At 64.1% G+C, this 22,023-nt stretch carries 29 protein-coding genes; 28 read left to right on the top strand and 1 reads right to left on the bottom strand.

Annotation, left to right across the window (positions count from 1 at the left end; genetic code table 11):
- Positions 1 to 81: 81 nt before the first annotated feature.
- From ACEWX3_RS07695 to ACEWX3_RS07665, 7 genes are all read left to right on the top strand, one after another.
- Complete coding sequence (locus tag ACEWX3_RS07695) at positions 82 to 291, top strand: hypothetical protein (protein ID WP_374159097.1); 210 nt, start codon at positions 82 to 84, stop codon at positions 289 to 291.
- Positions 284 to 610, top strand: a complete 327-nt coding sequence (locus tag ACEWX3_RS07690; protein WP_374159096.1) for an HNH endonuclease — start codon at positions 284 to 286, stop codon at positions 608 to 610. Before ACEWX3_RS07695 ends, ACEWX3_RS07690 begins: the two co-directional genes overlap by 8 nt.
- A gap of 354 nt (positions 611 to 964) precedes the next feature.
- Positions 965 to 1,471: an NUMOD4 motif-containing HNH endonuclease gene (locus ACEWX3_RS07685; RefSeq protein ID WP_374159095.1), complete on the top strand. Its 507-nt coding sequence runs from the start codon at positions 965 to 967 to the stop codon at positions 1,469 to 1,471.
- Positions 1,468 to 1,599, top strand: a complete 132-nt coding sequence (locus ACEWX3_RS07680) for a hypothetical protein (protein WP_374159094.1) — start codon at positions 1,468 to 1,470, stop codon at positions 1,597 to 1,599. Before ACEWX3_RS07685 ends, ACEWX3_RS07680 begins: the two co-directional genes overlap by 4 nt.
- 204 nt (positions 1,600 to 1,803) lie before the next feature.
- Positions 1,804 to 2,016, top strand: coding sequence for a hypothetical protein (locus ACEWX3_RS07675; RefSeq protein ID WP_374159093.1), 213 nt, complete (start codon positions 1,804 to 1,806; stop codon positions 2,014 to 2,016).
- Complete coding sequence (locus ACEWX3_RS07670) at positions 2,016 to 2,300, top strand: hypothetical protein (protein WP_374159092.1); 285 nt, start codon at positions 2,016 to 2,018, stop codon at positions 2,298 to 2,300. The genes ACEWX3_RS07675 and ACEWX3_RS07670 overlap by 1 nt, the downstream gene beginning before the upstream one ends.
- A 27-nt stretch (positions 2,301 to 2,327) precedes the next feature.
- Positions 2,328 to 2,477 (top strand): hypothetical protein, encoded by a 150-nt coding sequence (locus tag ACEWX3_RS07665; protein WP_374159091.1) that lies wholly within the window; start codon positions 2,328 to 2,330, stop codon positions 2,475 to 2,477.
- A 623-nt stretch (positions 2,478 to 3,100) separates the two neighbouring features.
- Here ACEWX3_RS07665 and ACEWX3_RS07660 read toward each other — a convergent pair.
- Entirely contained in the window at positions 3,101 to 3,625 is a 525-nt protein-coding gene (locus ACEWX3_RS07660) for a hypothetical protein (RefSeq protein WP_374159090.1), read from the bottom strand.
- A gap of 158 nt (positions 3,626 to 3,783) precedes the next feature.
- Here ACEWX3_RS07660 and ACEWX3_RS07655 point away from each other — a divergent pair, with 158 nt between their 5' ends.
- From ACEWX3_RS07655 to ACEWX3_RS07555, 21 genes are all read left to right on the top strand, one after another.
- A complete protein-coding gene (locus ACEWX3_RS07655; protein WP_374159089.1) occupies positions 3,784 to 4,266 on the top strand; it encodes a phage terminase small subunit P27 family in 483 nt (160 codons plus the stop codon).
- Positions 4,229 to 5,986: a terminase large subunit gene (locus ACEWX3_RS07650; RefSeq protein ID WP_374159088.1), complete on the top strand. Its 1,758-nt coding sequence runs from the start codon at positions 4,229 to 4,231 to the stop codon at positions 5,984 to 5,986. Before ACEWX3_RS07655 ends, ACEWX3_RS07650 begins: the two co-directional genes overlap by 38 nt.
- 9 nt (positions 5,987 to 5,995) lie before the next feature.
- The gene (locus tag ACEWX3_RS07645) at positions 5,996 to 6,202 is read left to right on the top strand and encodes a hypothetical protein (protein ID WP_374159087.1); all 207 of its coding nucleotides are present in this window, start codon (positions 5,996 to 5,998) and stop codon (positions 6,200 to 6,202) included.
- Positions 6,203 to 6,212: 10 nt separating this feature from the next.
- Positions 6,213 to 7,535 carry a phage portal protein gene (locus ACEWX3_RS07640; protein ID WP_374159086.1) on the top strand — a complete coding sequence of 441 codons (1,323 nt, stop codon included), beginning with the start codon at positions 6,213 to 6,215 and terminating at the stop codon, positions 7,533 to 7,535.
- Positions 7,535 to 8,293, top strand: a complete 759-nt coding sequence (locus tag ACEWX3_RS07635; protein ID WP_374159085.1) for an HK97 family phage prohead protease — start codon at positions 7,535 to 7,537, stop codon at positions 8,291 to 8,293. Before ACEWX3_RS07640 ends, ACEWX3_RS07635 begins: the two co-directional genes overlap by 1 nt.
- A gap of 32 nt (positions 8,294 to 8,325) precedes the next feature.
- The gene (locus ACEWX3_RS07630; protein ID WP_374159084.1) at positions 8,326 to 9,624 is read left to right on the top strand and encodes a phage major capsid protein; all 1,299 of its coding nucleotides are present in this window, start codon (positions 8,326 to 8,328) and stop codon (positions 9,622 to 9,624) included.
- Between the two features lie 66 nt (positions 9,625 to 9,690).
- On the top strand, positions 9,691 to 9,906 hold the full coding sequence (locus ACEWX3_RS07625; protein WP_374159083.1) for a hypothetical protein: 216 nt from the start codon (positions 9,691 to 9,693) through the stop codon (positions 9,904 to 9,906).
- Positions 9,899 to 10,459 carry a hypothetical protein gene (locus ACEWX3_RS07620; protein ID WP_374159082.1) on the top strand — a complete coding sequence of 187 codons (561 nt, stop codon included), beginning with the start codon at positions 9,899 to 9,901 and terminating at the stop codon, positions 10,457 to 10,459. Before ACEWX3_RS07625 ends, ACEWX3_RS07620 begins: the two co-directional genes overlap by 8 nt.
- A complete protein-coding gene (locus ACEWX3_RS07615; protein ID WP_374159081.1) occupies positions 10,456 to 10,779 on the top strand; it encodes a hypothetical protein in 324 nt (107 codons plus the stop codon). Before ACEWX3_RS07620 ends, ACEWX3_RS07615 begins: the two co-directional genes overlap by 4 nt.
- Positions 10,779 to 11,012: a hypothetical protein gene (locus tag ACEWX3_RS07610; RefSeq protein WP_374159080.1), complete on the top strand. Its 234-nt coding sequence runs from the start codon at positions 10,779 to 10,781 to the stop codon at positions 11,010 to 11,012. The genes ACEWX3_RS07615 and ACEWX3_RS07610 overlap by 1 nt, the downstream gene beginning before the upstream one ends.
- Complete coding sequence (locus tag ACEWX3_RS07605) at positions 11,005 to 11,415, top strand: hypothetical protein (RefSeq protein WP_374159079.1); 411 nt, start codon at positions 11,005 to 11,007, stop codon at positions 11,413 to 11,415. Before ACEWX3_RS07610 ends, ACEWX3_RS07605 begins: the two co-directional genes overlap by 8 nt.
- A gap of 19 nt (positions 11,416 to 11,434) precedes the next feature.
- Complete coding sequence (locus ACEWX3_RS07600) at positions 11,435 to 11,959, top strand: hypothetical protein (RefSeq protein WP_374159078.1); 525 nt, start codon at positions 11,435 to 11,437, stop codon at positions 11,957 to 11,959.
- Positions 11,956 to 12,213 (top strand): hypothetical protein, encoded by a 258-nt coding sequence (locus tag ACEWX3_RS07595; RefSeq protein ID WP_374159077.1) that lies wholly within the window; start codon positions 11,956 to 11,958, stop codon positions 12,211 to 12,213. The genes ACEWX3_RS07600 and ACEWX3_RS07595 overlap by 4 nt, the downstream gene beginning before the upstream one ends.
- On the top strand, positions 12,200 to 13,018 hold the full coding sequence (locus tag ACEWX3_RS07590; protein WP_374159076.1) for a hypothetical protein: 819 nt from the start codon (positions 12,200 to 12,202) through the stop codon (positions 13,016 to 13,018). The genes ACEWX3_RS07595 and ACEWX3_RS07590 overlap by 14 nt, the downstream gene beginning before the upstream one ends.
- Positions 12,951 to 13,259 carry a hypothetical protein gene (locus ACEWX3_RS07585; RefSeq protein ID WP_374159075.1) on the top strand — a complete coding sequence of 103 codons (309 nt, stop codon included), beginning with the start codon at positions 12,951 to 12,953 and terminating at the stop codon, positions 13,257 to 13,259. The genes ACEWX3_RS07590 and ACEWX3_RS07585 overlap by 68 nt, the downstream gene beginning before the upstream one ends.
- Positions 13,260 to 13,282: 23 nt before the next feature.
- The gene (locus ACEWX3_RS07580) at positions 13,283 to 17,263 is read left to right on the top strand and encodes a transglycosylase family protein (RefSeq protein WP_374159074.1); all 3,981 of its coding nucleotides are present in this window, start codon (positions 13,283 to 13,285) and stop codon (positions 17,261 to 17,263) included.
- Positions 17,260 to 18,300: a hypothetical protein gene (locus tag ACEWX3_RS07575; RefSeq protein WP_374159073.1), complete on the top strand. Its 1,041-nt coding sequence runs from the start codon at positions 17,260 to 17,262 to the stop codon at positions 18,298 to 18,300. The genes ACEWX3_RS07580 and ACEWX3_RS07575 overlap by 4 nt, the downstream gene beginning before the upstream one ends.
- Before the next feature lie 74 nt (positions 18,301 to 18,374).
- Positions 18,375 to 20,081, top strand: coding sequence for a hypothetical protein (locus ACEWX3_RS07570; RefSeq protein WP_374159072.1), 1,707 nt, complete (start codon positions 18,375 to 18,377; stop codon positions 20,079 to 20,081).
- A gap of 167 nt (positions 20,082 to 20,248) precedes the next feature.
- On the top strand, positions 20,249 to 20,407 hold the full coding sequence (locus ACEWX3_RS07565) for a hypothetical protein (RefSeq protein WP_374159071.1): 159 nt from the start codon (positions 20,249 to 20,251) through the stop codon (positions 20,405 to 20,407).
- Complete coding sequence (locus tag ACEWX3_RS07560) at positions 20,404 to 20,916, top strand: hypothetical protein (RefSeq protein ID WP_374159070.1); 513 nt, start codon at positions 20,404 to 20,406, stop codon at positions 20,914 to 20,916. The genes ACEWX3_RS07565 and ACEWX3_RS07560 overlap by 4 nt, the downstream gene beginning before the upstream one ends.
- Complete coding sequence (locus ACEWX3_RS07555) at positions 20,913 to 22,013, top strand: phage tail protein (RefSeq protein WP_374159069.1); 1,101 nt, start codon at positions 20,913 to 20,915, stop codon at positions 22,011 to 22,013. Before ACEWX3_RS07560 ends, ACEWX3_RS07555 begins: the two co-directional genes overlap by 4 nt.
- Positions 22,014 to 22,023: the final 10 nt, after the last annotated feature.

Below are 22,023 nucleotides of genomic sequence, written 5' to 3'. Positions count from 1 at the left end.
TCCCCTATGTCGGGTATGGCCCAGCGGCACTGCCTTGAGACTTCTGCGCAGAAGCGCAATCTCACACACTAGGGAGGCGTGATGCCTCGCAAGAATCTCGCCGAGCGTATGCGCGCCGCGCAGCTTGGCCTGGACCTGGCGCGTCACCGGCAGGACGAGGTTCTCGTCGGCTTCTACACCCGCGAGCTAGATCGGCTGCTGGACGCCCACCTCGACGGGGTTGAGCTTGAGGACATTCCGGTTCTCCCGACACCTCCGGTCCCCAGGACGCACAGGCTGAACGATGCCTAGCGCACCTCCAAGGGTCTGTGGCCGCTGCGGCGCTACCACCCCCAAGGGTGCTCGTTGTGGCTGTATCAAGCCCTGGGAGGGTGCTACGCGCCGCTCTGGTGGCGGTAGGTGGCGCAAGCTGCGCGCCGCCAAGCTCCGCGCCAACCCGATCTGTCAGTGGCCAGGCTGCCGCCGACCCGCGACCGAAGTAGACCACATCAAGCCGTTGGCTGAAGGTGGCCGCGAGTTCGACTGGGAGAACCTGCAATCTCTCTGCCACGAACACCATCTGGCCAAGACTGCGGCGGATGCACGTCGTGGCAAGTACCGGCCTCGTTAGGAGGCAACGTGGCTGACACCATGCTGGTTGAGGCGAGCGAGACGCACAGCGACGGCTCCGTCACCCTCTACGGGACGACCACCAGCGGAGAGCCGGTGGTCATCACCCTTCCCGGTGACGCAATGGTCTCGGTGGCGTGCTGCAAAGCCTGCGGGTCTCACCTGCGTCACCGCCGTTGTCCACAGTGTCACTAAGCGCAGCGTGCTACGCAATTGCAGTGTCCCACTGCATGTTACGTCCATTCCAATGGCGTTGACGGACGCGGAATAGGCACGCAAGCTTGTACTACGAAAGACCCGGGCGACCGCGCGAACGGCCCCCGGGGTTGGCCGAACTGACGAGGAGTTCGACACCATGAATGTTACTTCCGAAACCTGGCTTCCGATCCCCGGCTATCCCAACTACGAGGCATCGGACCAAGGCCGCATCCGCAGTCTCCCCCATGAGGTCCCGTCCCGTGGCGGTACCCGGATCTCCCCCGGTCGGGTCCTCAAGGCACGCAAGCGCGCAGACGACTACTGGCAAGTCGCGTTGTACATCGCGGGTAAGACCACCGTGAAGTACTTCCTGGTCCACGGTCTTGTTGCCGCCGCTCACATCGGTCCCCGGCCTGAGGGTTTCGACGTCTGCCACAACGACGGCGACCAGGACAACAACGCCGTGACCAACCTGCGCTACGCGCCGCACGGCCAGAACATTCGTGACCAGGTACGCCACGGCACCCACGCACAGGCCAGCCGGACCAAGTGCAAGTACGGCCACGAGTGGACCGAGGACAACATCTACCGTCATCCGACCAAAGGCCACCGGCTGTGCCGCGCCTGCCGTCGAGACCGCCGCAGGCAGAAGGTGGCAGCATGAGCACCCTCCTGGAGAGCCTGGTGGCTGAGCGCCGTCGCTGTGGTGGAGACAAGTGCAACGTCCGTCGCTGCAAGCGATGCCGCCGCTACCGGGAGTGGCTGGCCAAGGGCGGGAGGGCCGAAGCGTGATGCTGGCCAACCCTCTTGAGCTGCCGCCCAACCACCGGGTCATCCCCCATCTGCGCGTGGGTGAGCGGGTGGTGGCTGAGGTGGACGGTATCGAGTGCAGCCTCCTGGTGTCCCGCATTGACTTGGACGCCACTGATCGGCAAGGCGTCCCCGTGGTCGCCGTGTCCTACATCGCCCCCGTAGACCGACAGGAGAACGGCCCTCATGCGCATCAAAATTAACCAGAGCAACGTGGCCATCTTCACTGGTCCCGCAGTCACTGCCGGTGACTGGTTCATCTTCGACATCAACAACGGCGGTTACTACGGTGACGGCGAGCGCGAGGGTGTGGACAACTGGGTGGAGTTGGACGTGCCCGAGGACACAACGCCCACACCTGAACCTGAACCCGAGCCTGAGCCGGAGGGCGAACTCTGATGGCCGACACCCCTGAGCAGACCAGCGAGAAGAAGGCCAACAACAGTGCGCTCAAGGCGCGCGTCGAGACGCTGGAAGCCACGCTGAACCAAGTGGTCTGGCTGCACGCCGAACTGGCGCAGAAGCATGGGGAGCTGCTCAAGCTCATCACGCAGGCAGCGGCGCAGCAGATGGCAGCGCAGCTCCAACCTCAGGTGAACGAAGCCATTCAGCAACGCCTCCAAGAGCAGCTCGCTGGGGCGCTGACCAACGGCAACGCCGGACTCGCCAACCTTTTGACCTAAGCCCAACAACCCCGGAAGGCAACGCCCATGCCGACCAAGACCAAACCCTCGACAGACCGGACAGTCACGCTGTGGCTGTTAGCCGTCATCACACTTGCCTTCGTGGCAGGCGGATTGGCTGGCTGGTTCGTCTACGCGGTGGCGGACAACGCCCTTACGCTTATCACCGCCAGTTAGCTCGCAACGGTCTTAACCCCGGCGCGACCTTTAATCAGGACGGCGACGGAGTTTGCCGAGACGTGCTGCCACACCCGCTCTCAGTCTACTCAGCCTCGCACGCATGGCAGCGGTCATGAGTTCACGAAGCCCTAGTGCGGCTCCTACGACCACCCCGGCGATACCGACTGTCTTACCAATGGCCCCTTTGAGCGGTCCCGGCACTTCGCCGGTCAACAGCAATACGCTAGAGGCCAGGGCGAACACGCCGCCAATCACCAAGAGAACAAAGAGGCGACTGCGCGTGACAAGCGCCGCGACCATCAAGCCGTTGGCAATACACAAGAACAGGAAAGATAGACCTCCACGTCCTGACGGCGTAGCGATGTAGCCTGCGGCGACTGCGTAAACGTAGGCCACCAGCGCCACTACCCCAGTGGACAACGCCTGCGCTACAACATCCCGCCAGAAGGTGTGATCCCGAATCCACACCACCGGAGCCTCAACGGCTGACACGTCCTCCCGAGGGCGTGGCTTTATCCGCATCCGATCCGTCGGTCTCATGGGTCTGCGACGCGGTGCTGCCACACACCGAATGCTAAGCGACAAACCACAGCCCGCTATGTAACGACAAGCCGGGCTCACTACGACGAGACGAACTGCAACACCGTCCAAGTGAGAACCACCGTGAGGACGATGGGCAGGAACACCATGACCAGAATCAGGATGGTTGCTCGCCTTACATCTCGCCTGGGAGCCATGTCCCACCACAGCGGAGAGCGTCTCATTCGTGGATCTGGTCTCCAGAACTGAGCGACGATCAGCAGTGTCACGATCAATGAGGCGACGAAAGATACGCCCACGACGATGACGTTGAACACGAAGTTGTCGTTGGACGGCGGCGGTATTGTTCCCGCCGCCACGCCATACGTGTAACCGAGTCCAACGACGATGCCACCCGCAATGGTTTGCGTGGCCACGTCCCGCCAGAACTTCTCCTGGAACACCCAGCTGATGGGCGTGAAGAACATCAACATCACCCCCGCCAGGCGTCGGCCTGGTTCGTCAATGCGGCGCGCCCGCGCGATCTGCTCAGGGGTCGGCTCACGCCAACCATCCCCGTCCCCCTGAGGCTGCCCAGGTTCATCTGAGTTCGCCATGTCGGCCATCGTGCCGCATCTCAGGGGTAAGGGGGGTTCAAATCCCCAGCATCCGGCGGCCAGACCTGCGGGGCGGTGGCGTTCTTTTCGTGTCCACAAGTTTTGACCCAAGATTCCGGCCCAGCCCAGCCGGACGGCACTTTGACGACTCTGAAGGGGGTGACCCCATGGGAAAACGAGGACCTAGCGCGGCCCCCGCCCAGCTTCGGCTGCTGAAGGGCAACGGAATCGACAAGGACATCGCCGGTCGGCCAGTGAACACCGGCCCAAAGTTCCAGCGCGGCGCACCAGAACCCCCACAGTGGTTGTCTCGGCCTGCCCAGGAGGAGTGGGACCGCGCTGTTGCGGAGCTGGAGCCACTGGACCTGCTGAAGCCCGGTGACTACGCCGCGCTCGTAGTGCATTGCGAAACGTGGGCTACCTGGCTGCACAACATGGCCAAGGTCCGCAAGGAGGGGACGACGCTCGTCCACCCGAACGGCAAGGTCTACAAGAATCCCGCGCAGACTGTGGTGGAGACCGCCGCAGCCCAGTTGCGCAACAGCTGCCGAGAGTTCGGCCTGACCCCAGCGTCGGAGCAGAACCTGGTGGCTGGCCCGCCTGAGTCGGTCGATGACCGGACCGAAGACCCGTTCAGCGGGACAGGCTAAGCGCCGGTCTACAGCATGGGTCCGGGCCGACCTGGACAAGCTGAAGATCAGCCCAGAGGTGGCGTGGTACCTCGAAACCCGAGGTTTCAAGCCACCGACGTGCGTCCCTCTCATCAAGACGCCTGAGCCGAGCGCGGTTCGCGGCGCGGTGTTCGACCCAGACCGGGTGGACCGCGTGGTGAACGCCTTCATGCAGTTGCGCCACACCAAAGGCCGCTTTGCCGGTCAGCCGTTCCGGCCAGATAGCTGGCAGGTGGCCTATGTCCTCGCTCCGGTGTTCGGGTGGGTGGCCAAAAACAAGGACACCGGCCACTACAGCCGCATCATTACGACGCTCTGGGTGGAGCTGCCGCGTAAGAACGGCAAGACCACCCTGGCCAGCGGTATCGGCCTGTACCTCACCGGAGCCGATAAAGAGGCTGGCGCGCAGGTGATCTGCGCCGCCACGTCACGAGACCAAGCGAAGTTCGCCTTCGACCCGATGAAGCAGGTGGTGAAGGGGTCCCCACCGCTGCTCAAACACTTTGGGGCCTACCAGGGCAAGATCATCCACAAGCCCTCGAACTCCGTGTTCGAGCCGGTGGCGAATGTGGGTGACGCGCAACATGGCCGCGACCTCCACGGCGCGGTGATCGACGAGGTTCACCTCCACAAGACCAACGAGCTGATCGAAGCCATTGAGACCGGTACAGGCTCGCGGACGCAACCCCTGCTCGCCTTCATCACGACGGCGGACCAGGGGCGGCGGCATACCCCGTACGACCAGAAGCGTGAGCGGATCGAGAAGCTCGCGCGGCGGACGCTGAAGGACCCCACGACTTATGGCGTGGTGTTCGCGGCGGAGGCCACGGACGACCCGTTCGCCGAGTCCACCTGGAAGAAGGCGAACCCCGGCTACGGGGTGTCCCCCACCCGGCGCGGCATGAAGGAAGCGGCGACCAAGGCCAAGGACAGCCCGGCGGAGCTGGCCAGCTTCCAGCGCCTCCACCTGGGACTGCGGACCAAGCAGGAGTTCCGGTTCCTGGACATGGATGCCTGGGATGCCAACGCCTCCATCGTGAAGGTGGACACGCTCAAGGGCCGCAAGTGCTACGGCGGGCTCGACCTCGGCTCCACCTCCGACCTCACGGCCTTGGCGTGGGTGTTCCCAGACGGGGACGCCTTCGATGTCCTGCTGCGCTGCTGGGCACCGGAGGAGAGCCTGCCGATGCTCAACGACCGGACCGCCAAGGCGGCGACAACGTGGTGGAAGCAAGGGTGGCTCACCCTCACTCCCGGCAACGTCACCGACTACGACTTTATCGAGGGCCAGATCAACCGGGACACCGACGAGTTCGATGTTCAGGAGATCGCCTACGACCGCTGGAACGCGCAACAGCTGGTCAACAACCTGCTCACGGATGGCGCGCCGATGGTCACCATGGGCCAGGGCTACGCCTCCATGAGCGCGCCGACCAAAGACCTTCAACGGCTGCTGCTTCTTGGCACGCCGCAGGTCCCGATCATCCGCCACGGCGGCAACCCACTGCTCCGGTGGACGGTGGACAACTTCGCCGTAGCGATGGACGACGCCGGAAACGTCAAGCCGAGCAAGGCCAACGCCGCCGACAAGATCGACCCGGTAGTGGCCCTCATCATGGGCCTCTCTCGGGCCTTGGCGGCGCGCGCAACTGAATTCAGGTCTGCCTATGAAGACGGCGGCGGCCTGATGACCGTCTGAGAGGTCTGAGTGTTCAAACGTCATCCGGCCATCAGCCGCAAGGTCATGGTCTCGCTCTATAGCGGTACCGGCATCAGCGGCGTTCTCGTCCAGAAAGTCGGTCAGTGCCTGGTCCTCAAGGGCGCCACCGTCCATGAGCCAGGTACCGATCCGCAACCCGCTGACGGCGAAATCGTCATCGACACAGCGAACGTCGACTACCTCCAGGCGTTCTAAGGAGGCGTGAATGGGATTCGTCGTCTCTGAGGGATCGGTCCGCCAGCTCTCCCGGCTGGACCAGCCGCTGCCACCCCGCATGGTTCTCGGTGGCTACTCGCAGGACTACTTGGGTATCTGGCGGCGGCAGTACGCCGTTCGTACCACCGTCACCTTCCTGGCGCGCAACATCGCGCAGCTTGGCCTCCCGGTCTTCCGGCGCAAGGGAGACAACGACCGTGAGCGGCTCAACGGCCACCCGTTGGCCGAGTTGATCCGCCGTCCGAATCCGTGGACCAGCCGATACCGCTTCCTGGACAGCCTGGTCCACGACCTGGCCATCTTCGACGTGAGCTACTGGGTGAAGGCCAGAACGCCAGACGGCATGTCACTGCTGCGGTTGGACCCCGCGGCCACCCTCCCCAAGGGCAACGCCGGGTTCTACCCGGAGTGGTTCGAGTTCCGTGGGGTTCGGGGGATGCAGCAGTTCCCCGCTGACCAAATCTTGTTCTTCCGTGGCTACTGCGGCGGCTTGAGTGATGTCGGCGGGGTGCCGCCCATCGAGTCACTGCGCGCCGCGCTGGAGGAGGACTACTACGCCAGCAGCTCCCGCGCGCAGGTGGTCCGCAACGGCGCTCGCATCTCGGGCTACTTGAAGCGGCCAGCGGAGGCTACGTGGAGCGTTGAGGCGCGAAACCGCTTCCGGCAGCAGTGGCAAGCGCAGTACACCGGCAACGGACCGGAGGCGGGTGGCACGCCGATCCTTGAGGACGGCATGGAGTTCGTACCTGCCGCCATGACTCCGAAAGACCTGCAATACATCGAGAGCCGCAAGCTGCTCCGTGAAGAAGTGGCTTCGGCCTACTACATTCCGCCCCCCATGCTGGGTCTGCTGGAGAACGCCACCTTCTCCAACATCGTCCAGCAACACCGGATGTTGTATCAGGACACCCTCGGTCCCTGGCTCTCGATGATCCAAGACGAGATCGCACTCCAGCTGATACCGGACATGCCGGATAACGACGACCTCTACGTCGAGTTCAACCTGGCCGAGAAGATGCGCGGCGACTTCGAGCAGCGTCAGGCCGCCATCGTCCAGTCCGTTGGCGCGCCGTATCGAACCATCAACGAGGGCCGCGCGCTGGACAACCTGCCGCCCGTTGAAGGTGGCGACGAATTGATCAGGCCGCTCAACATCACCCAGCCGGGAGACCACAACCCCATCCCCGCTGAGGACGCGCCACTGATGACGCCCACTGAGTCCGACCCCGACGAAGACGACGACGAAGACGACGGCCTCAAGCATCTGCGCCACAACGGCTCGCTCGTCTCGATTGGACACAAGGAGGGCTGATGCTCACCAAGAACGCTGACATCAAGGTGAAGGCCGGTCCCGACGACGGTCTCGCAGAGGGCCAGTTCGTGGCCTACGCCAGCGTCTTCGGCAACCAGGACAGCTACGGCGACGTGGTGATGCCGGGGGCCTTCGCCGAGGACCTGGCGCGCTGGCAGAAGTCCGGGAATCCCATCCCGATCCTGTTCAGCCACAACATGAGCGACCCGGATTACAACCTGGGTCACGTCCTCTCCGCTGAGGAGGACGCGGTTGGCCTGAAGGTGACGGGTCAGCTGGACCTCGAAAACCCGAAGTCAGTTCAGGTGTACCGGCTGCTCAAGGGTCGGCGCATCAACCAGATGAGCTTTGCCTACGACGAGGTTGACTCCGGTCCCGCCACCCATGACGGCGCTGAGGTGTGGGAGCTGCGCAAGCTCAAGCTCTACGAGGTCTCGGTGGTCACCATCGGGGCGAACCAGGAGACCGAAATCCTGGCAGTCAAGCAGGTTCCCAACGTGGCGGAGCGCGCCATGCGGGACATCAAGGCAGGCCGCGTGCTGTCGGCCAAGAACGAGGGAGAACTCCGAGAGGCGCATGAGGCCATAGGCCGCGTCCTCTCTGCCCTCAACGGCACATCAGACGAGGAAAAGGCCAGCGGGGAAGGTCCGTCTCAGAAGGACAGCGTTGATCACGCTGCCGATGAGGCCAGCCAGAGCCCGTCCGTCGATACCTCGGCGCTGGAGTTGCTCAGCCTCGAAATCGAGCTGGGCGTCTAACCGAGAATCACAGATAGGAGCCACATCTCATGATGACGGCAACGAAGCTGGCCGACCTCCAGAAGGAAGGCCAGAAGCACATCAACGACGCTCGCGCCATCGCCGAGAAGGCAGGCGACGCGAGCAGCTGGGACGACCAGACCAAGGCGGATTACGACGCCGCCATGGCCAAGGGCCGCGAGACGCTGGAGAAGATCAAGGTCGCCAAGAGTGACCTGGCCGTGATGGGCGAGGCGAAGGCGCTGGCCGACGAGATCGGCGTACCGGACGCCAACAGCGAGAAGGACGTGCGCCAGCGCGCCAAGTCGCTGGGTCTCCAGATCGTGGAGTCACCGCAGTTCAAGAGCCTGATGGATGGGTTTGGTGGCCGCGTCCCCAGCGGCACGCGAGTCCAGTCCGCACCCATCCCGATCAAGTCGCTGATCACCGGCGCTTCATCCACCAGCGGCGGCGCATTCGTGGTCAATGAGCGCACAGACATCGTGGAGATGCTGGGGCGCAAGCAGCTCACCATCCGCGACCTGGTGTCGGTGCGCCGTACCGGCTCCGACGCTGTGGAGTACGTCCGCGAGACCAGCCACACCAACAACGCGGCAGTGGTGGCAGAGGCCACGAGTTCCGGCGCTCCGACTGCAGAGGCTGACACCGACACGGGCGCAGTCACCTTCACCAACGCCGTTGGTGGCGGCTACAAGCCGGAAGGCGCGTGGGCCTACGAGGTCGTGACGGCCAACGTCAAGACCATCGCGGAGTGGGTGCCGATCACCAAGCGGGCACTCGCGGATGTGGCGCAGCTGGAGGGTCTGATCAACGACGAGCTGGCGAAGGACGTGAAGGACGCTGAGGAGGCACAGATCCTCGTCGGTGACGGTTCCGGTGAGAACTTCACCGGCATCAACGGCACGTCGGGCGTCCAGACCCAGGCGTGGGCTACGGACTTCTTCACCACAACGCGCAAGGCGCTGACCAAGGCACGCACCGTGGGTCGCGTGAACCCGACTGCCTGGGTGCTGAACCCGGCAGACGCCGAGGCGCTGGACCTGCTGAAGGACGGCGAGAACCGCTACTACTTCGGCGGTCCCTACGGCGTTGGCCCCCGCACCCTGTGGGGTGTGCCGGTCGTGGAGTCGGAGAACCAGACCTCAGGCACGGGCCTGCTGGGCGACTTCTCCAAGGCCGTCATCTGGGACCGGGAGCAGACCTCGGTCACGATGTCGGACTCGCACGCGGACTTCTTCATCCGCAACATGATCGCGGTTCTGGCCGAGGAGCGGCTGGCGTTCGGCGTTACCCGCCCGACCGCCTTCGTCTCCGTGGACCTGACCGCGTAAGTGGCACTGATCGGAACGGGCGGGGGCTCACCATGGTCCCCGCCCGTTCCACCACAAGGAGGTCCCGTGAAGCGGTACGACGTGACGATCAACGGAGTGGAGACGACCCTCTTGCTCTCAGACGAGGACGCCAAGGCGCGCGGTCTCACTCCCACGGAGACCAAGAGCAAGGCTCCCGCCCACAAAGCCAAGGAGCCGCAGAACAAGAGCCGCACCACCGCAGACAAGCGGAAAGAAGCGGCTGACAAGTCGTTCCAGGCCAAGCGGAAAGCTGATGGCTGAACTGACCACACAGGACGTCCACGCCTATACCGGCGGACGGCTGGCCAGTAGCGCCGACGAGACGACGCGCCTACTCAACACGGCTCTAAATCTCGCTCGGCGGTACTGCGGCTGGCATGTCACCCCGGTACAGACGGAGACGGTAGTGATGGACGGACCAGGATCAACACTGCTGGTCCTCCCCACGCTGCAGCTGGAATCGCTGACCGCCATCGTTGAGGACGGCGTAACGGTGGACCTGGACTACGTGGGGCACTCCCCACGCGGCCTGCTGCTGAAGAAGCCTGGCTACGTCGGCGGCGGCAACGGCTACCGCTGGAGCAGCGCCTACAGCGGCATCTCCGTGACGATGACACACGGTTTTGAGGAAGCGCCAGAGTGGCAATCCGCCGTGCTGTCTTACGTGGACCGGACCTCGCTTGCCATCGGCAGCGTCGGCCAGCGCGAGAACGTGGGTCCATTCAGCTTCTCCGAGAAGCCAGCCGCAGCAGGCTCCGCCTTCACTGACGAAGAACGGATGCTGCTCGACCTCTACCGGCTGGAAGCGGCATGACCGAGACCGTCACCGTCACACCGAGCGGTGCCGGTCATTACGACAGTGACGGCAACCCCCTACCCACCGGGCAGCCGGTCACCCTCCCGACGCTGGGGATAGCGCCAGGCAACAGTGAACTCCGTTACGGCGTCGGCGGCGACCTGGACGACGTGCAGTTCACCGTCTACCTGGAATTGAACTCTCCCATCACCGACGACGACGAGATCACCGTGCGCGGCAAGCGTTGCCGAGCCCGCGTACAGGAGTGGCGAAGCCCCCGAACCAACCGAGGCGGTCTGGTTGTGCTCGCGCGCTCGACTACCGGAACGGAGGGCTGATGCCGAAGAAGGGTTTCACCCGAGACGCCAAGGTGATCGCCAGCATTCTCCACAACGACCCCGGTGGCCAGGCGGCGGTAGACGCGGCGGCAGAGCAGATCGCGGGCCGAATGAACGACGACGAAGCATTCGTCGACGAGCCGTACCACACCGACCGCTATGTCCGGCCAGTCCGCATTCCTGCTGACACGCAGGCCAAGTACGGAACGGGGACTCGCGCGGCCAATGGCTAGCAGCGATCCCGCCAAAATCGTCAAGGACGCGCTGGTTACGGCATGGACCGCAGCGCACCCAAGCTGGACCGCCACGCTGCGCGTGGACGACGACTACCTGCCTACTCAAGGCTCCCCCACCCTCCTGGTGGCCGATGACGGCGGTCCCGCCGTCCACAGCGGTCCCTGGATGGTGGGCAAGACACTGCGACGCATCACCATCCGCCTCACCGCCTTCGCCAAAGGCCGCGACGAGGCGCGCACGGTGGTGGACGCCGCAACCGACCACATCACCACATACCGCCCACCGGGCATTGCCCGGATAGAAGACGTCTCGGCACCTCTTGTCACGAGGGATCGAGCGACCGGCGCGTACCTCGCGTCGATCACGGTGCAGGTCATCGTGAGGCCAGTTACCGCATAGAGGATCGAAAGGACCTTTCATGCCTACTTTTGACACCACGAAGGTGCGGGTCTGGGAGACCGGTGACCTGTACATCTTCGACCCGGACGTGGACTACGTGGCAGCAACCCACGTGCCAGCGGACATCGACACCGCGCTGCACGCGGCGTGGCTGCCATGCGGCCTGATGCTGGGTGACCCCGGCGTGGAGATGCCGCGCGACATCGAGGAGTCCGACCTGAACGCTTGGCAGGCCAAGCGGTATCGGACCAAGTGGCGCAACGGCAAGATCGACGGCAACGCCACCCTCCTGGAGGACAACGATGTCGTCAACGACATCCTTGACCCGGAGAAGACGCCGCATCACGTAGCGCGCTACGTCGCCATGCTGTTCGTGGACAGCGACACCGGCTGGGTAGAACGTCGGTTCACCACCATGCGCGCCAACCTGTTCGCCGAGAACGATAACCACAACGAGGAGCCGGACGGCATTCCCATCCGCATCCGCTTCTACCCGGACAACACCAACAAGGTGTTCACCGTCCAGAAGGGGATTCCGGCGTGAGGCTCGTAGAAATCGAGTTCACCAAGGACACCTACGCGAAGGACGAGCACGGTCTCGAAGTCCCGCAGCGGCATAAGGGTCAGCGCGTTCGCGTTGACCCCATGTCCGCGAGGTCCTTTGTGGACGTCAAGAAGGTGGCCAAGCTCGTCGGCAAGCCGGAGGAGCGCAAGCAGGCCAAGGCGGCGGTGAAGGCAGTGCCGGAACCCGAGCCAGAGCCTGAGCAAGAACCGGCACCCGAGGGTGACAGCGCCTAACCCGGTAGAGGCTGAGGCCACCGGCCAGCAGTACATCACCGCTACCTATGAGGGGCGCGAGTACAAAGTGCTCCTCGACGTCGATGAGTGGCCGCTAGACCTGGTGGCCGTCAGCGTCGGCGTCACCGATGAGGGCCGACTGGTCCCCAGCTACTCGGTGCTCGCTATGGCGCTGCAACGGCTGCTGGGAGACCAGTGGCCTGACTTCATGCGGAACTTCCCCCGCCGCCGCGATCTCCTGCCTGCGTCACAGGCGTTTGCGGCGGCGGCGGGCTTCCCGTCAGAGCCGCGCGACCTTTCGTTCGGCTGCCTACCACGGCTTCTCGCTACCCTGGCCCACCGCCAAGACGCGGTGGAGGCCACGTTGGGTCAGATGGGCCTGGATTACCGAGATCGCTGGCGCTTCAACGCGGACGGCCAGCGCAAGCTCACCCTCCGCCAGATCAACGTCCGCCTCAGCTATGCCCTGCCCACCAGCCCGCTTGCCATCGCGCAAAACGACGGACGAATGCCCTTCACCAGTAGCGACCTGCTGCTGATGGACGTGTTTGAAGCACTGACGCACAGACCCCACCCCTCACGGCCCATGTCACCCGCCCAGAAGGCGGCGCGAGAAGCCGAATCGGCCAAGAAGAAGAAGGCGGTGGAGGACTACCGCCAGCGCCACCAGAACAGCCGCAAGAACACCGCTTTGGAGACCGCCAGAGCAAACGCCCAACAGTTAGGAAGGCACGCCCATGCCGACGCCCGCCAAGAAGGCCCCCGCCAAGACGGCCAAGCCCAAGGCCACGCTCCCCAACCCTGAGTTCGCCGAGATCACCTTTCGTGGCCACACCTTCGTGATCCCGCGCAATCGTGACAACTGGTCCACCGAGGGCCTGGCCTACCTGGCGGAGGAGAAGTACAACCTGTTCGTCAAGTACACGCTGGAGATCGCTAAGACTGGCCAGTGGGCCACCCTGTGCTCTCTGTGTCCGCGCCGCAAGGACTTCACCCAGTTCTTCGTCCTGTTCGGAAAGACCATCCAGGATGAGTGCGTCGGCTAACGCGCTGAACTCGGCGGTGGCTCATGCCTGACATTGGCTACTACACGCTCCCGGTAATCCTCTCCTTCGAGGGTGTCGACCGGCAGGTCAACAAGACCCTGGGCAAGTCCCTGGGTACTGCTGGGGAGCAAGGTGGCAAGGAATTCGCCGAAGGCGTCGCAGGCGGCATCAAGCGCGGCGAGCGCGATGTCGAACGCGCGCTAGGCAAGTACGAGCGGCTGTATGACAAGGTTGCCGACGCCACCGGCAGGGTTCGCACGGAGCAGGCCAAGCTCGACAGCGTAATGAACAGCGGGAACCAGGCCCGCATCATCGCCCAGACGGAGAAGCTGGAGAAGGCGCGCCGCGACGAAGCTCGCGCCATCAAGGACGCCGAGAAGGCATACAAAGGGTACGAATCCGCTGCCAAGGATGCCGCCAACGCCGGAGGCCAGGTAGAGGAAAGCACCCGTGGCATCGGCGTAGCCCTGAGTGGCAACCTGCGCAAAGCCGCATCCACGGCCAATGAGGCTGGACAGGAGGCGGGGAGTAACTTCATCGCTGGCTTCGCCCCTCCGCTTTCCAAACTCTCCGGCAAGGGCGGAATCATCGGCGCGGCAATCCTCGCCACCGTTGGTAGCTATTACGCCATCGGACGCCGCATTGCCGAGGAGACCTTCAAGGGCTTGGACGCGGAGCTGGCCCAGCGGCAGGTCCAGGCGCAGGTCGGCCTGGACGAGGACCAGATGGCCGTCGTCTCCGCAGCAGCAGGTAAGAGCTACGCCAACAACTTTGGTGAGTCGGTAGCGGACAACCTCAACCTCGGCGCGCTCGCCATCCAAGGCGGTTTGGTCAACGCAGACGCGAGCGAAGCTGAGATCAGCAGACTCATCAACCAAATCAACACCATCACCGCCCTGACGGGTGAGGACGCACAGGCCGTCGTCAGCGCCGCGTCTAAGGCGGTCAAGAACCAGCTCGTCCCTGATGTCGAGTCTGCCTTCGACCTGATCACCAAGGCGCAGCAGAACGGGCTAAACCTCGACTCTGACCTGCTCGACACCCTTACTGAATACTCCACGCAGTACGCCAAGCTGGGTATTGACGGGCCGCAGGCGCTCGGCCTCATCAACCAGCTGATGGAAGGCGGTGCCCGCAACACTGACCTCGCCGCTGACGCCATCAAAGAGTTCTCCCTGCGCGCCATCGACGGATCGGAACAGACCAAAGAGGCTTACGCAGACCTCAACCTCGACGCCGAGAAGACTGCTGCCACCATCGCCGCAGGCGGGCCAGCCGCCAACAAGATGGCAGACGAGGTTATCGACCGCCTGCTCGCCATCCAGGACCCACTGGAGCGCAACAGGATCGGCGTCGCGCTATTTGGCACGCAGTGGGAGGACCTGGGTGCATCCGTCAACAACCTGGACTTCTCCACCGCCACCCAATCCATCGGCGAGGTTACTGGGGCGACGGAGAAGGCCGCCGAGGTCATGGGTGGCGGTGCGGCCAACGCCATTGAGGGTGCGCGGCGCTCCATCGAGGTCTCAGCGCGGGGTATTCAGGCGTCCCTAGCTGAGTCGTTCGGTCCCCAGATCGAGGAGTGGGCCAACACCGTCAAGGAGCACGCGCCGGAGATCATCGGCTTCTTCGTCAAGCTAGCCGACGTTGGCCTTGCCGCGATGCAACAGATGGTCGAGGGCATCGGGCACGGCGTGGTCGCGCTGGGTGAGTTGGTCGGCGGCATCGGCAACACGCTCGGCGTACTTACGGAGGCCAACGCCCAGGTCCAAGACCTGCTCGGCCGCGATGAGATCGCCGAACAGCTCCGCAAGGACGCCCAAGAGTTCTATGGGATGGGCGAGGGCATCAAGGAAACCGGTCAGGGCATCCTGTCCTTCAGCGATGACCTCGCCGAAGGACGAGAGAACCTGCGCGAGAACGGGAAGATGGCGCAGGCCACCGCCGAGATGTACAACGCTCTCGGCGACAGCGTGAAGTGGCTGCCAGACGGCACAATCACCATTTCTGAGAACACTCCCGAGGTCAGGGAGAACCTCGCGGACCTCGGCCTGAAGGTTGAGGAACTGCCCGACGGATCGTTCAAGGTCGTCGCTGACACAGAGGAAGGCGAGCGACGCCTGAAGGAGTGGCGCGAGGCCGAGGAAGACGAAATTGTCGAGGTCAAGGTCGAACCGCAGATTGCGATGGACCCGGCCCAATTCAACGCTGAACTCCAAGAGTGGCTAGAGCGTGTACGCAGTGGCCAGGACCCCGGACCAATGCCCAACCTGCTGCCTGGCGCGGGCACTCCCTCGCCGCAGGTTGAGGACACCGGCGGCACCATCATGCCGTCCGCTGCGCGCGTGCAGGAGCAACTAAGGCAGCAGGACGCCAACTTAACCATTGGCAGCTACCGCGAGCCGGATGGGTACAACGAACACAGCTCCGGCACTGCTCTCGATGTGATGATTCCCAACTGGGATACGCCGCAAGGCAAGGCATACGGGGACAAGCTGCTTCAGCAGTACCTCCAGAACCCTGACGTCAAGTACATCATCTGGCGGCAGAAGAACTGGTATCCAGACGGCAAGACCTCTCCGAACGTGGTCGAGGGTGGCGACCCCACGCTCAACCACATGGACCACCTGCACATCAGGACGATCCAGAAGGGTGGCGGCGTCCCCGGAAGCCGCCGGGGCGATGTCATCCCCGCGCTGCTTGAAGGCGGCGAGCACGTCCTCACCCGCGACGACGTGAAGATGATGGGTGGCCAGCAAGAGGTCTACGCCTTCCGCCAGGGGTTGCGCAACGGGCTGCACTTCCAAAACGGTGGCGCGGTCCCCGATTGGGATGCCATCGCGCAGAAGGAGTCCAGCGGGAACTGGTCCATCAATACCGGCAACGGCTACTACGGCGGGCTGCAATTCGCGCAGTCCAGCTGGGAGGCGGCAGGTGGCCTTGAGTACGCGCCGCGCGCAGACCTGGCCACCCGCGAGCAGCAGATCGCCGTCGCCGAGAAGCTACTGGAGATGCAAGGCCCCGGTGCCTGGCCAAACACCTTCACCACCAAGGCAGCCACAGCCCCAGCCACCAATGGCTCCACCTACACCGGCCTACCCGGAAGCCCTAGCTTCGCAGGGACACCCGGCGTCGATCCGGAGACCGGTGAGCCCGGCTACTACGTCCCTGACCCTGACGAGATAGCCGATAAGGAGAATCAGCTCGCAGACGCGCGTGAACAGCTGCGCCGCGCTGAGTTTGCGCTCAATGAGGAGAAGCGCCAGCGCGCCGATGAAGAACTAAGCGCGACCGAGGAAGAAAAGCGCCAGCTAGACGAGCAGATACGCCAGGGCGAGTACGACCTGAACCGACAGAAGCGCGAGATCGCTGAGCTTGAAGGCGAGCTAGAGGAAACCCGGCGCGGCGAGTTCAAGACCGAGGAAGAACTAACGCCCAAGCAATACCAGAAGGACACTGCGACCGGCACGCGCGGTGGTAGTGACCCGCACTCCGAGTTCCTCGGCAACATGATCAAGACGGGCATCGGCGGCGTCCTCGAATCGTTCGGCATGGACGGAAGCTGGTTGCCAGACCTCTCCAGCCTCATGCCCGTTCAGATGGCCGGAAGTCTGCTGTCAGCTTTCGGCGGTCCCCTCCAAGGTGCCATTGATGGCCAGCTCGGCATCCAACAGCCAGGCTGGCGTCCCGGTATGCCCGTGGGGGACTTGCAGAACGACACCGGCATCGGTGACCCCCTCGTTCAGACCGGTGACTCGACCAGCATGTCGGCCTTCGGTCTGCCTAACGTGCAACTGCCACCTCAGGACGGCGCTCCCCACCTCACCGGTCCTGGCGGTGCGCCGACCGCGCCTGGTCCCACCATCAACATCGACCAGAGCCAGAACTTCAACAACAGTCCCCTCGGCTGGGACCCGAATCAGGTTGAGCGGCAGCGCCGCCGCACGCAAGAGCAGCGCGCCATCCCGCGTCTTGGGAGCTTCGGAGCGGGGGTAGGGAATTGACATATCCAGCACCAGGGACGCTGAAGTGGGGCGACCTGGACTACAACCTGCGCTGCGACCAGATCAACCTCAAGTGGATCGCCAACGACAAGCGTCCTGGCGACTGGCACATCGCCGGATTTATGGAGGGTGCGGAAGGCGCGGTGGCCACCGGTCCCATCCGGGGTCTCGTCCACGTTCCCTTCAAAGGCATCTGGCATGAACCGGCCTATGGTCCGCCGCGTTATGAGCGCAAGGTGGATGAGCGCCGCGAGGTGTCCATGCGCATCGCGCTGATGAGTGACAGCAAGTTCGGTTGGTTCGACACCGAGAGCCGTTGGTGGGACGGCATGGACGGAGAGAACCCCGGCTACCTGTCGGTCTTCACGCACCGCTACGGGGAGCTGTACATCCCCATGCAGCTCCTGGAGGCCAGCGAGACGCCGCTGGAGAACGACCCCACAGACGGTGACTACAACTGTCAAGAGTGGGACATCCTGCTAGCCGCAGACGGGGACCCGCGCTGGCGGCAGCCAGACCTGCGGCCACCGGATTGGGTTTACAAGCCTGGCACCGCTACGAGGATGATCAAGCGCGACGACGAGCTGCTCTCCCCAGAGATCGAAGTCGGGATAGGCAAGTTCAAGGTGGCCAACCGAGGCACCGAGCCGTCCTGGCCTATCTACACCGTTTCAGCGCCCGGTAGGTGCTGGCTCCCGAACGGCGACAACGCCGAGGGCGGCATGATCCGCATTCCCCGCCTTTTTCCGGGTGAGCACGTGGTCATCGACACCAACCCAGAGCACCGCATCGCCATCAGCGACAAAGACCCTAAGCCGACCTTCCTGAGCGAGACCATCGGTAACAGCGAGTTGCTGCGGCGGCTGTTCTCCGATGTAGCCGAGTCGGGCGAGACGATCCTTGAACGCTTCCACGGCCAGGGATTCAGCAGGCCGATAGCGCCGAACACGCTGGCCACCCTGCCGGTGTTCCACAGCGAACTTAACGCCCGAATCAGCGTGCGCCTGCCGCAACGGTTCGAGCGCGCCATCTCCTAACCACCTCTCCCCCTTACCGCCACTTGCCCAGCGAGTGGCGGGTACTTCGCGCTGCCTGAAGGGAGGTACGCACTGTGGCCATCCTGCAGGCTCCCGAGTTCAACACCATCGAGAGGCGACTGGCCGAGCGCCGCCACGCCTACCTCACCCAGCGGGTGAAGAAGCCGCTAATCCGACTGTGGAACAAGAACCACGACCAGATGGCGCAGATCACCATTCCCGAGACGTGGGACTGCGAGGAGATCGCGCACGACGACGGCATGGCGCGTATCGAGATCGTCGGCAAGGACAACGCCTGGATACGTGAAGCCATCTGCTTCGACACGGCAGCGGCAGAAGACCTGCACATCACCATCGACCCGGACCCGGACAAGCCCCACGACTGGAAGAACCGATGGGGCGGCAAGGTCACCACGATCAAGGACGTTGAGACCAAGGGCCAGGCCACAACGACCGAGATCACCGCCGTCTCCAACCGCCGCCACCTCTCCAAGATTCTCGTCGCTGCCACGCCACTGTTCCCCCACGCCGTTCAGCCAGTGAAGATGTTCCTGTGGGGCGGACCCTGCGTAACCACCTGCGCCACAACAGTTCTCATCAACCTATTCCGGCAGTACACCCTCAACGGCTACTGGCCCATCCCCCGCAACATCATGTCGCCCGAGACATGGCTGGAGAACCTGTCACCGCTGAACTGGCCGGTCCAGGTCATGCCGGTCAACCCCATCTTCGACCAGTCCCGCTGGGTCACCATCGGCGCGCGGTGGAAGGACGCCAAGACCGTCCTCACCCCCGTGATGAAAGACGCAGGCGTCATCTGCCACGCCTACACCTGGCTGCCCGGTGACCCGCCGCCGTACAGCCACGTCTTCGGTGAGGCGCTAGGTGAAATCCTCAAGCCCACCCGCGCCTGCGTCATCCTCAGCTTCGAGGACCAGTCGGGCGTCACCGGGCCAACCGGCACCGCAGTGGACGGCCTCGTCAACCTGTTCGCCGCCACAGCAGACGACCTGATCACCGAGCTGCTGTTCCCGGTCGACGGTGACGGCGACGGCGAGACCGACCCATTCATCCGCAAGATTCTGCAAGTCGCGCCCAAGCGACCACCATTCGTCTACCGCGACACCGGCTACGGCGGCGTGAACAGCCGAACCATGGTGATCCACAAGAGCCAGGCCACCGACATCGTGACGGGCGGCAAGAGCCCTCAGTGGGTCAACCAGGCCATCACCTTCGCCATCCGGTATGGCCTGAGCCAGTTGGCGCAGGTCATCAACTACGGCATCGGCGCATACCAGCAGTACGGCACAGAGGGTTTGGACAACCTCTACCAAGGCCAGCTTGATGACACCCTGCTCGCCTTCATCCCCTTCACCGACCCCCGGCGCTCAGCACAGGTTGGCCCCTACGCCTTCCGTGAGCACTTCGAGACGGGCAGCGGCAGCGCCTTCACCATCAACTCGACCTTCACGCTGCGCGAGGGCTGGTACAAGACACGGCCCTACACCTCGTTCAAGTTCGACGTGGGCGACGGAGCGCCCTACGTCCTGGGTGAGGACATCCGCCTCGGCTCCCGCGTGGCAGCGGAGCGCCGTGGCGTCGTCTACACGGACCAGATTCTCGCCATCCGCCGCAGCGGAGACCGCAATAGCAGCGGACGACCCGTCATCTCCTTCGGAGACGACAGCGCCGAGGAAGACCCGTTGGCGCGCGGAATCGCGACCATCGCCAACGTGGCCAACTTCGCCGCTCTACTCGCCGGTTCCGGCGACATGTTCTGAGCGCGCTACACATTGGCGCCCGTCACGCCGGGAGAACGGTCTCACAGCCGCTCTCCCGCCACCAGTAGCCGTACCCACCCCGCCACACCGGACTACCGCAGAACGCGGCGGTGTGGCGCGCCTGGACCCCTGACTTTTGCCCACCCCCCACGAAAGGCAACACGCCCATGCCTGAAGACTGCGAACACCTGAATCGGCGCATCCACTCCATCGGAGAGCCGGACTCCATCGGACGACGCACCGTAATCCTGGCCTGCAACGACTGCCACGCCGAGTTCCCGGTACTCACCACCCGTACCGACCAAGAACTGGCGGCAGAACAGTGACCGCCCCCGCGATCACGCCCGAGTCATTCCCCTACCGGCGCAAGTGGACCAAGGCGCAGATCGGCGAGATTCTCGCGCGGCATGAACGGTTGGCCGACGCCATGACAGACGCCGTGGGACCAGTGGGCCAGGCGCTGTACCTACCCCCGGACATGATCCACATTCTTGCGCTGCACCTGGCGCTGGCCGGTGGAGAGGTCCGAGACGAACTGGCCTACATCGTCAGCCGTCCCCTGCCGGTGGACCGAAACAAGCTCGCCTTCGCCGACGCCCGCGAATGGGTCCTCAAGCAGGAGTACGAGCCGGGACCCCCGGACCCCAATGAGACGGCGGCCAAAGCCAAAGCCGCAGCAGACCAGATCAAGCGGCAACTGACCCCAGAGGTCGCCCAGGCGCTCACCGCTCTCCTAGCCGAGCAGTTCAACCAGCACGCGCCGAAACCCGACACCCCGCAGGACATCGCGCAGGCACAGGCGATGGAGGCGGACATGCGTGAGGAGGAATCGTGACCATTCCTATCGAGCCGATCTACATTGGCGGCCACTCGGTTTACGTCAAGTTCTGGGCCATCGCGCGTAACCCCGGAGACCCGTCGCGCATCGAGGGCACCCTGACGCTGGTCGGCTCCGAAGGCAACCTCACACTCGATGCACTCGTGGGTCCGCAGGGTGTCCCCGGTACCCCCTCGCCGGTCATTCGACCCGAATGGGGTTCACCCGTCACCGATCCTGCCGACCTACCCCTGGTAGCCACGCTGGACGACTCAGACAACGGACGCGCCTGGTTCTTTGAGGACACCGGCAAGTGGTACGTCTACCACGAGGGCAACTACCACATTGTTGAAGGCTCGATCCCCGGCCCCAAGGGTGACACCCCCGACGTGTCGATCAGCGCCGAGGTGATCGAAGCCGAGGGTTCGGTCTACGGCGAAATCGAGGTCATCGAGTCCGGCACCACAGCTGCGCCCAACTTCCACTTCAAGATTCCCGGCGTCCCCGGCCCTGAAGGTCCGGCGTCGTCCATCGGCGAAGCGTCTGACTTCGATGACACCGACGCGCAACTGGGCAAGCTCGTCGGCGTCGTTGACAACGACCCCATCACCTACGGCCTGATCGAGCCGTCCATCCTGTACCCCAAGACCTACACCATCCCCCAGTCGTCGTTCATCGACTACAACGGCTCGGCGGGGCGGCAGCTCATCGCCTCCATCAACATTCCCGCGCAGAGCTTCGAGTGGTACCCCGACGTGGCAGGCCACGTCCGCATCCGCCGCAGCGGCCTGATCTCGACCGCTCAGCTGGAGATCGAGGTCCGCATCGGCAACACAGGCGTTGGCGCCGGAGAGTCAGAGCCACTGTGCGGCCTTGCGCCATACGACCCGACAACGCTGCTGTTCGACTCCGTCACCATCGCGCACATCCTGCCCCACTTCTCAGACGAAGGAGACCCACTGCGGTCCATCTCCCCTGATAGCTCCGTCGCCAGAGTCCCAGACGGACAGGCCAAGACGCTCTATGTATTCGTCCACAAGATCGGCGGCGTCGGCAACTACGAGTTCACCAACCCCGGCGCACAACTCCGGGTCAACCTGCTTCCGGTGGTGTAAGCGATGCCCC

The organism is Mycobacterium sp. G7A2, from assembly GCF_041902445.1.
Classification (GTDB): Bacteria; Actinomycetota; Actinomycetes; order Mycobacteriales; family Mycobacteriaceae; genus Mycobacterium.
The sequence above is the reverse complement of the archived record's forward strand: the minus strand, read 5'-3'. Positions and strand labels throughout refer to the sequence as shown.

Excerpts from the sequence above, each read along its gene's own strand:
- ACEWX3_RS07650 (WP_374159088.1), top strand. The coding sequence starts at position 4,229 with ATGACCGGACCGAAGACCCGTTCAGCGGGACAGGCTAAGCGCCGGTCT.
- ACEWX3_RS07605 (WP_374159079.1), top strand. The coding sequence starts at position 11,005 with ATGGCTAGCAGCGATCCCGCCAAAATCGTCAAGGACGCGCTGGTTACG.
- ACEWX3_RS07655 (WP_374159089.1), top strand. The coding sequence starts at position 3,784 with ATGGGAAAACGAGGACCTAGCGCGGCCCCCGCCCAGCTTCGGCTGCTG.
- ACEWX3_RS07630 (WP_374159084.1), top strand. The coding sequence starts at position 8,326 with ATGACGGCAACGAAGCTGGCCGACCTCCAGAAGGAAGGCCAGAAGCAC.
- ACEWX3_RS07620 (WP_374159082.1), top strand. The coding sequence starts at position 9,899 with ATGGCTGAACTGACCACACAGGACGTCCACGCCTATACCGGCGGACGG.
- ACEWX3_RS07600 (WP_374159078.1), top strand. The coding sequence starts at position 11,435 with ATGCCTACTTTTGACACCACGAAGGTGCGGGTCTGGGAGACCGGTGAC.
- ACEWX3_RS07610 (WP_374159080.1), top strand. The coding sequence starts at position 10,779 with ATGCCGAAGAAGGGTTTCACCCGAGACGCCAAGGTGATCGCCAGCATT.
- ACEWX3_RS07580 (WP_374159074.1), top strand. The coding sequence starts at position 13,283 with ATGCCTGACATTGGCTACTACACGCTCCCGGTAATCCTCTCCTTCGAG.
- ACEWX3_RS07660 (WP_374159090.1), bottom strand. The coding sequence starts at position 3,625 with ATGGCCGACATGGCGAACTCAGATGAACCTGGGCAGCCTCAGGGGGAC.
- ACEWX3_RS07635 (WP_374159085.1), top strand. The coding sequence starts at position 7,535 with ATGCTCACCAAGAACGCTGACATCAAGGTGAAGGCCGGTCCCGACGAC.
- ACEWX3_RS07585 (WP_374159075.1), top strand. The coding sequence starts at position 12,951 with ATGCCGACGCCCGCCAAGAAGGCCCCCGCCAAGACGGCCAAGCCCAAG.
- ACEWX3_RS07665 (WP_374159091.1), top strand. The coding sequence starts at position 2,328 with ATGCCGACCAAGACCAAACCCTCGACAGACCGGACAGTCACGCTGTGG.
- ACEWX3_RS07565 (WP_374159071.1), top strand. The coding sequence starts at position 20,249 with ATGCCTGAAGACTGCGAACACCTGAATCGGCGCATCCACTCCATCGGA.
- ACEWX3_RS07670 (WP_374159092.1), top strand. The coding sequence starts at position 2,016 with ATGGCCGACACCCCTGAGCAGACCAGCGAGAAGAAGGCCAACAACAGT.
- ACEWX3_RS07685 (WP_374159095.1), top strand. The coding sequence starts at position 965 with ATGAATGTTACTTCCGAAACCTGGCTTCCGATCCCCGGCTATCCCAAC.
- ACEWX3_RS07675 (WP_374159093.1), top strand. The coding sequence starts at position 1,804 with ATGCGCATCAAAATTAACCAGAGCAACGTGGCCATCTTCACTGGTCCC.
- ACEWX3_RS07690 (WP_374159096.1), top strand. The coding sequence starts at position 284 with ATGCCTAGCGCACCTCCAAGGGTCTGTGGCCGCTGCGGCGCTACCACC.
- ACEWX3_RS07640 (WP_374159086.1), top strand. The coding sequence starts at position 6,213 with ATGGGATTCGTCGTCTCTGAGGGATCGGTCCGCCAGCTCTCCCGGCTG.
- ACEWX3_RS07695 (WP_374159097.1), top strand. The coding sequence starts at position 82 with ATGCCTCGCAAGAATCTCGCCGAGCGTATGCGCGCCGCGCAGCTTGGC.
- ACEWX3_RS07680 (WP_374159094.1), top strand. The coding sequence starts at position 1,468 with ATGAGCACCCTCCTGGAGAGCCTGGTGGCTGAGCGCCGTCGCTGTGGT.
- ACEWX3_RS07615 (WP_374159081.1), top strand. The coding sequence starts at position 10,456 with ATGACCGAGACCGTCACCGTCACACCGAGCGGTGCCGGTCATTACGAC.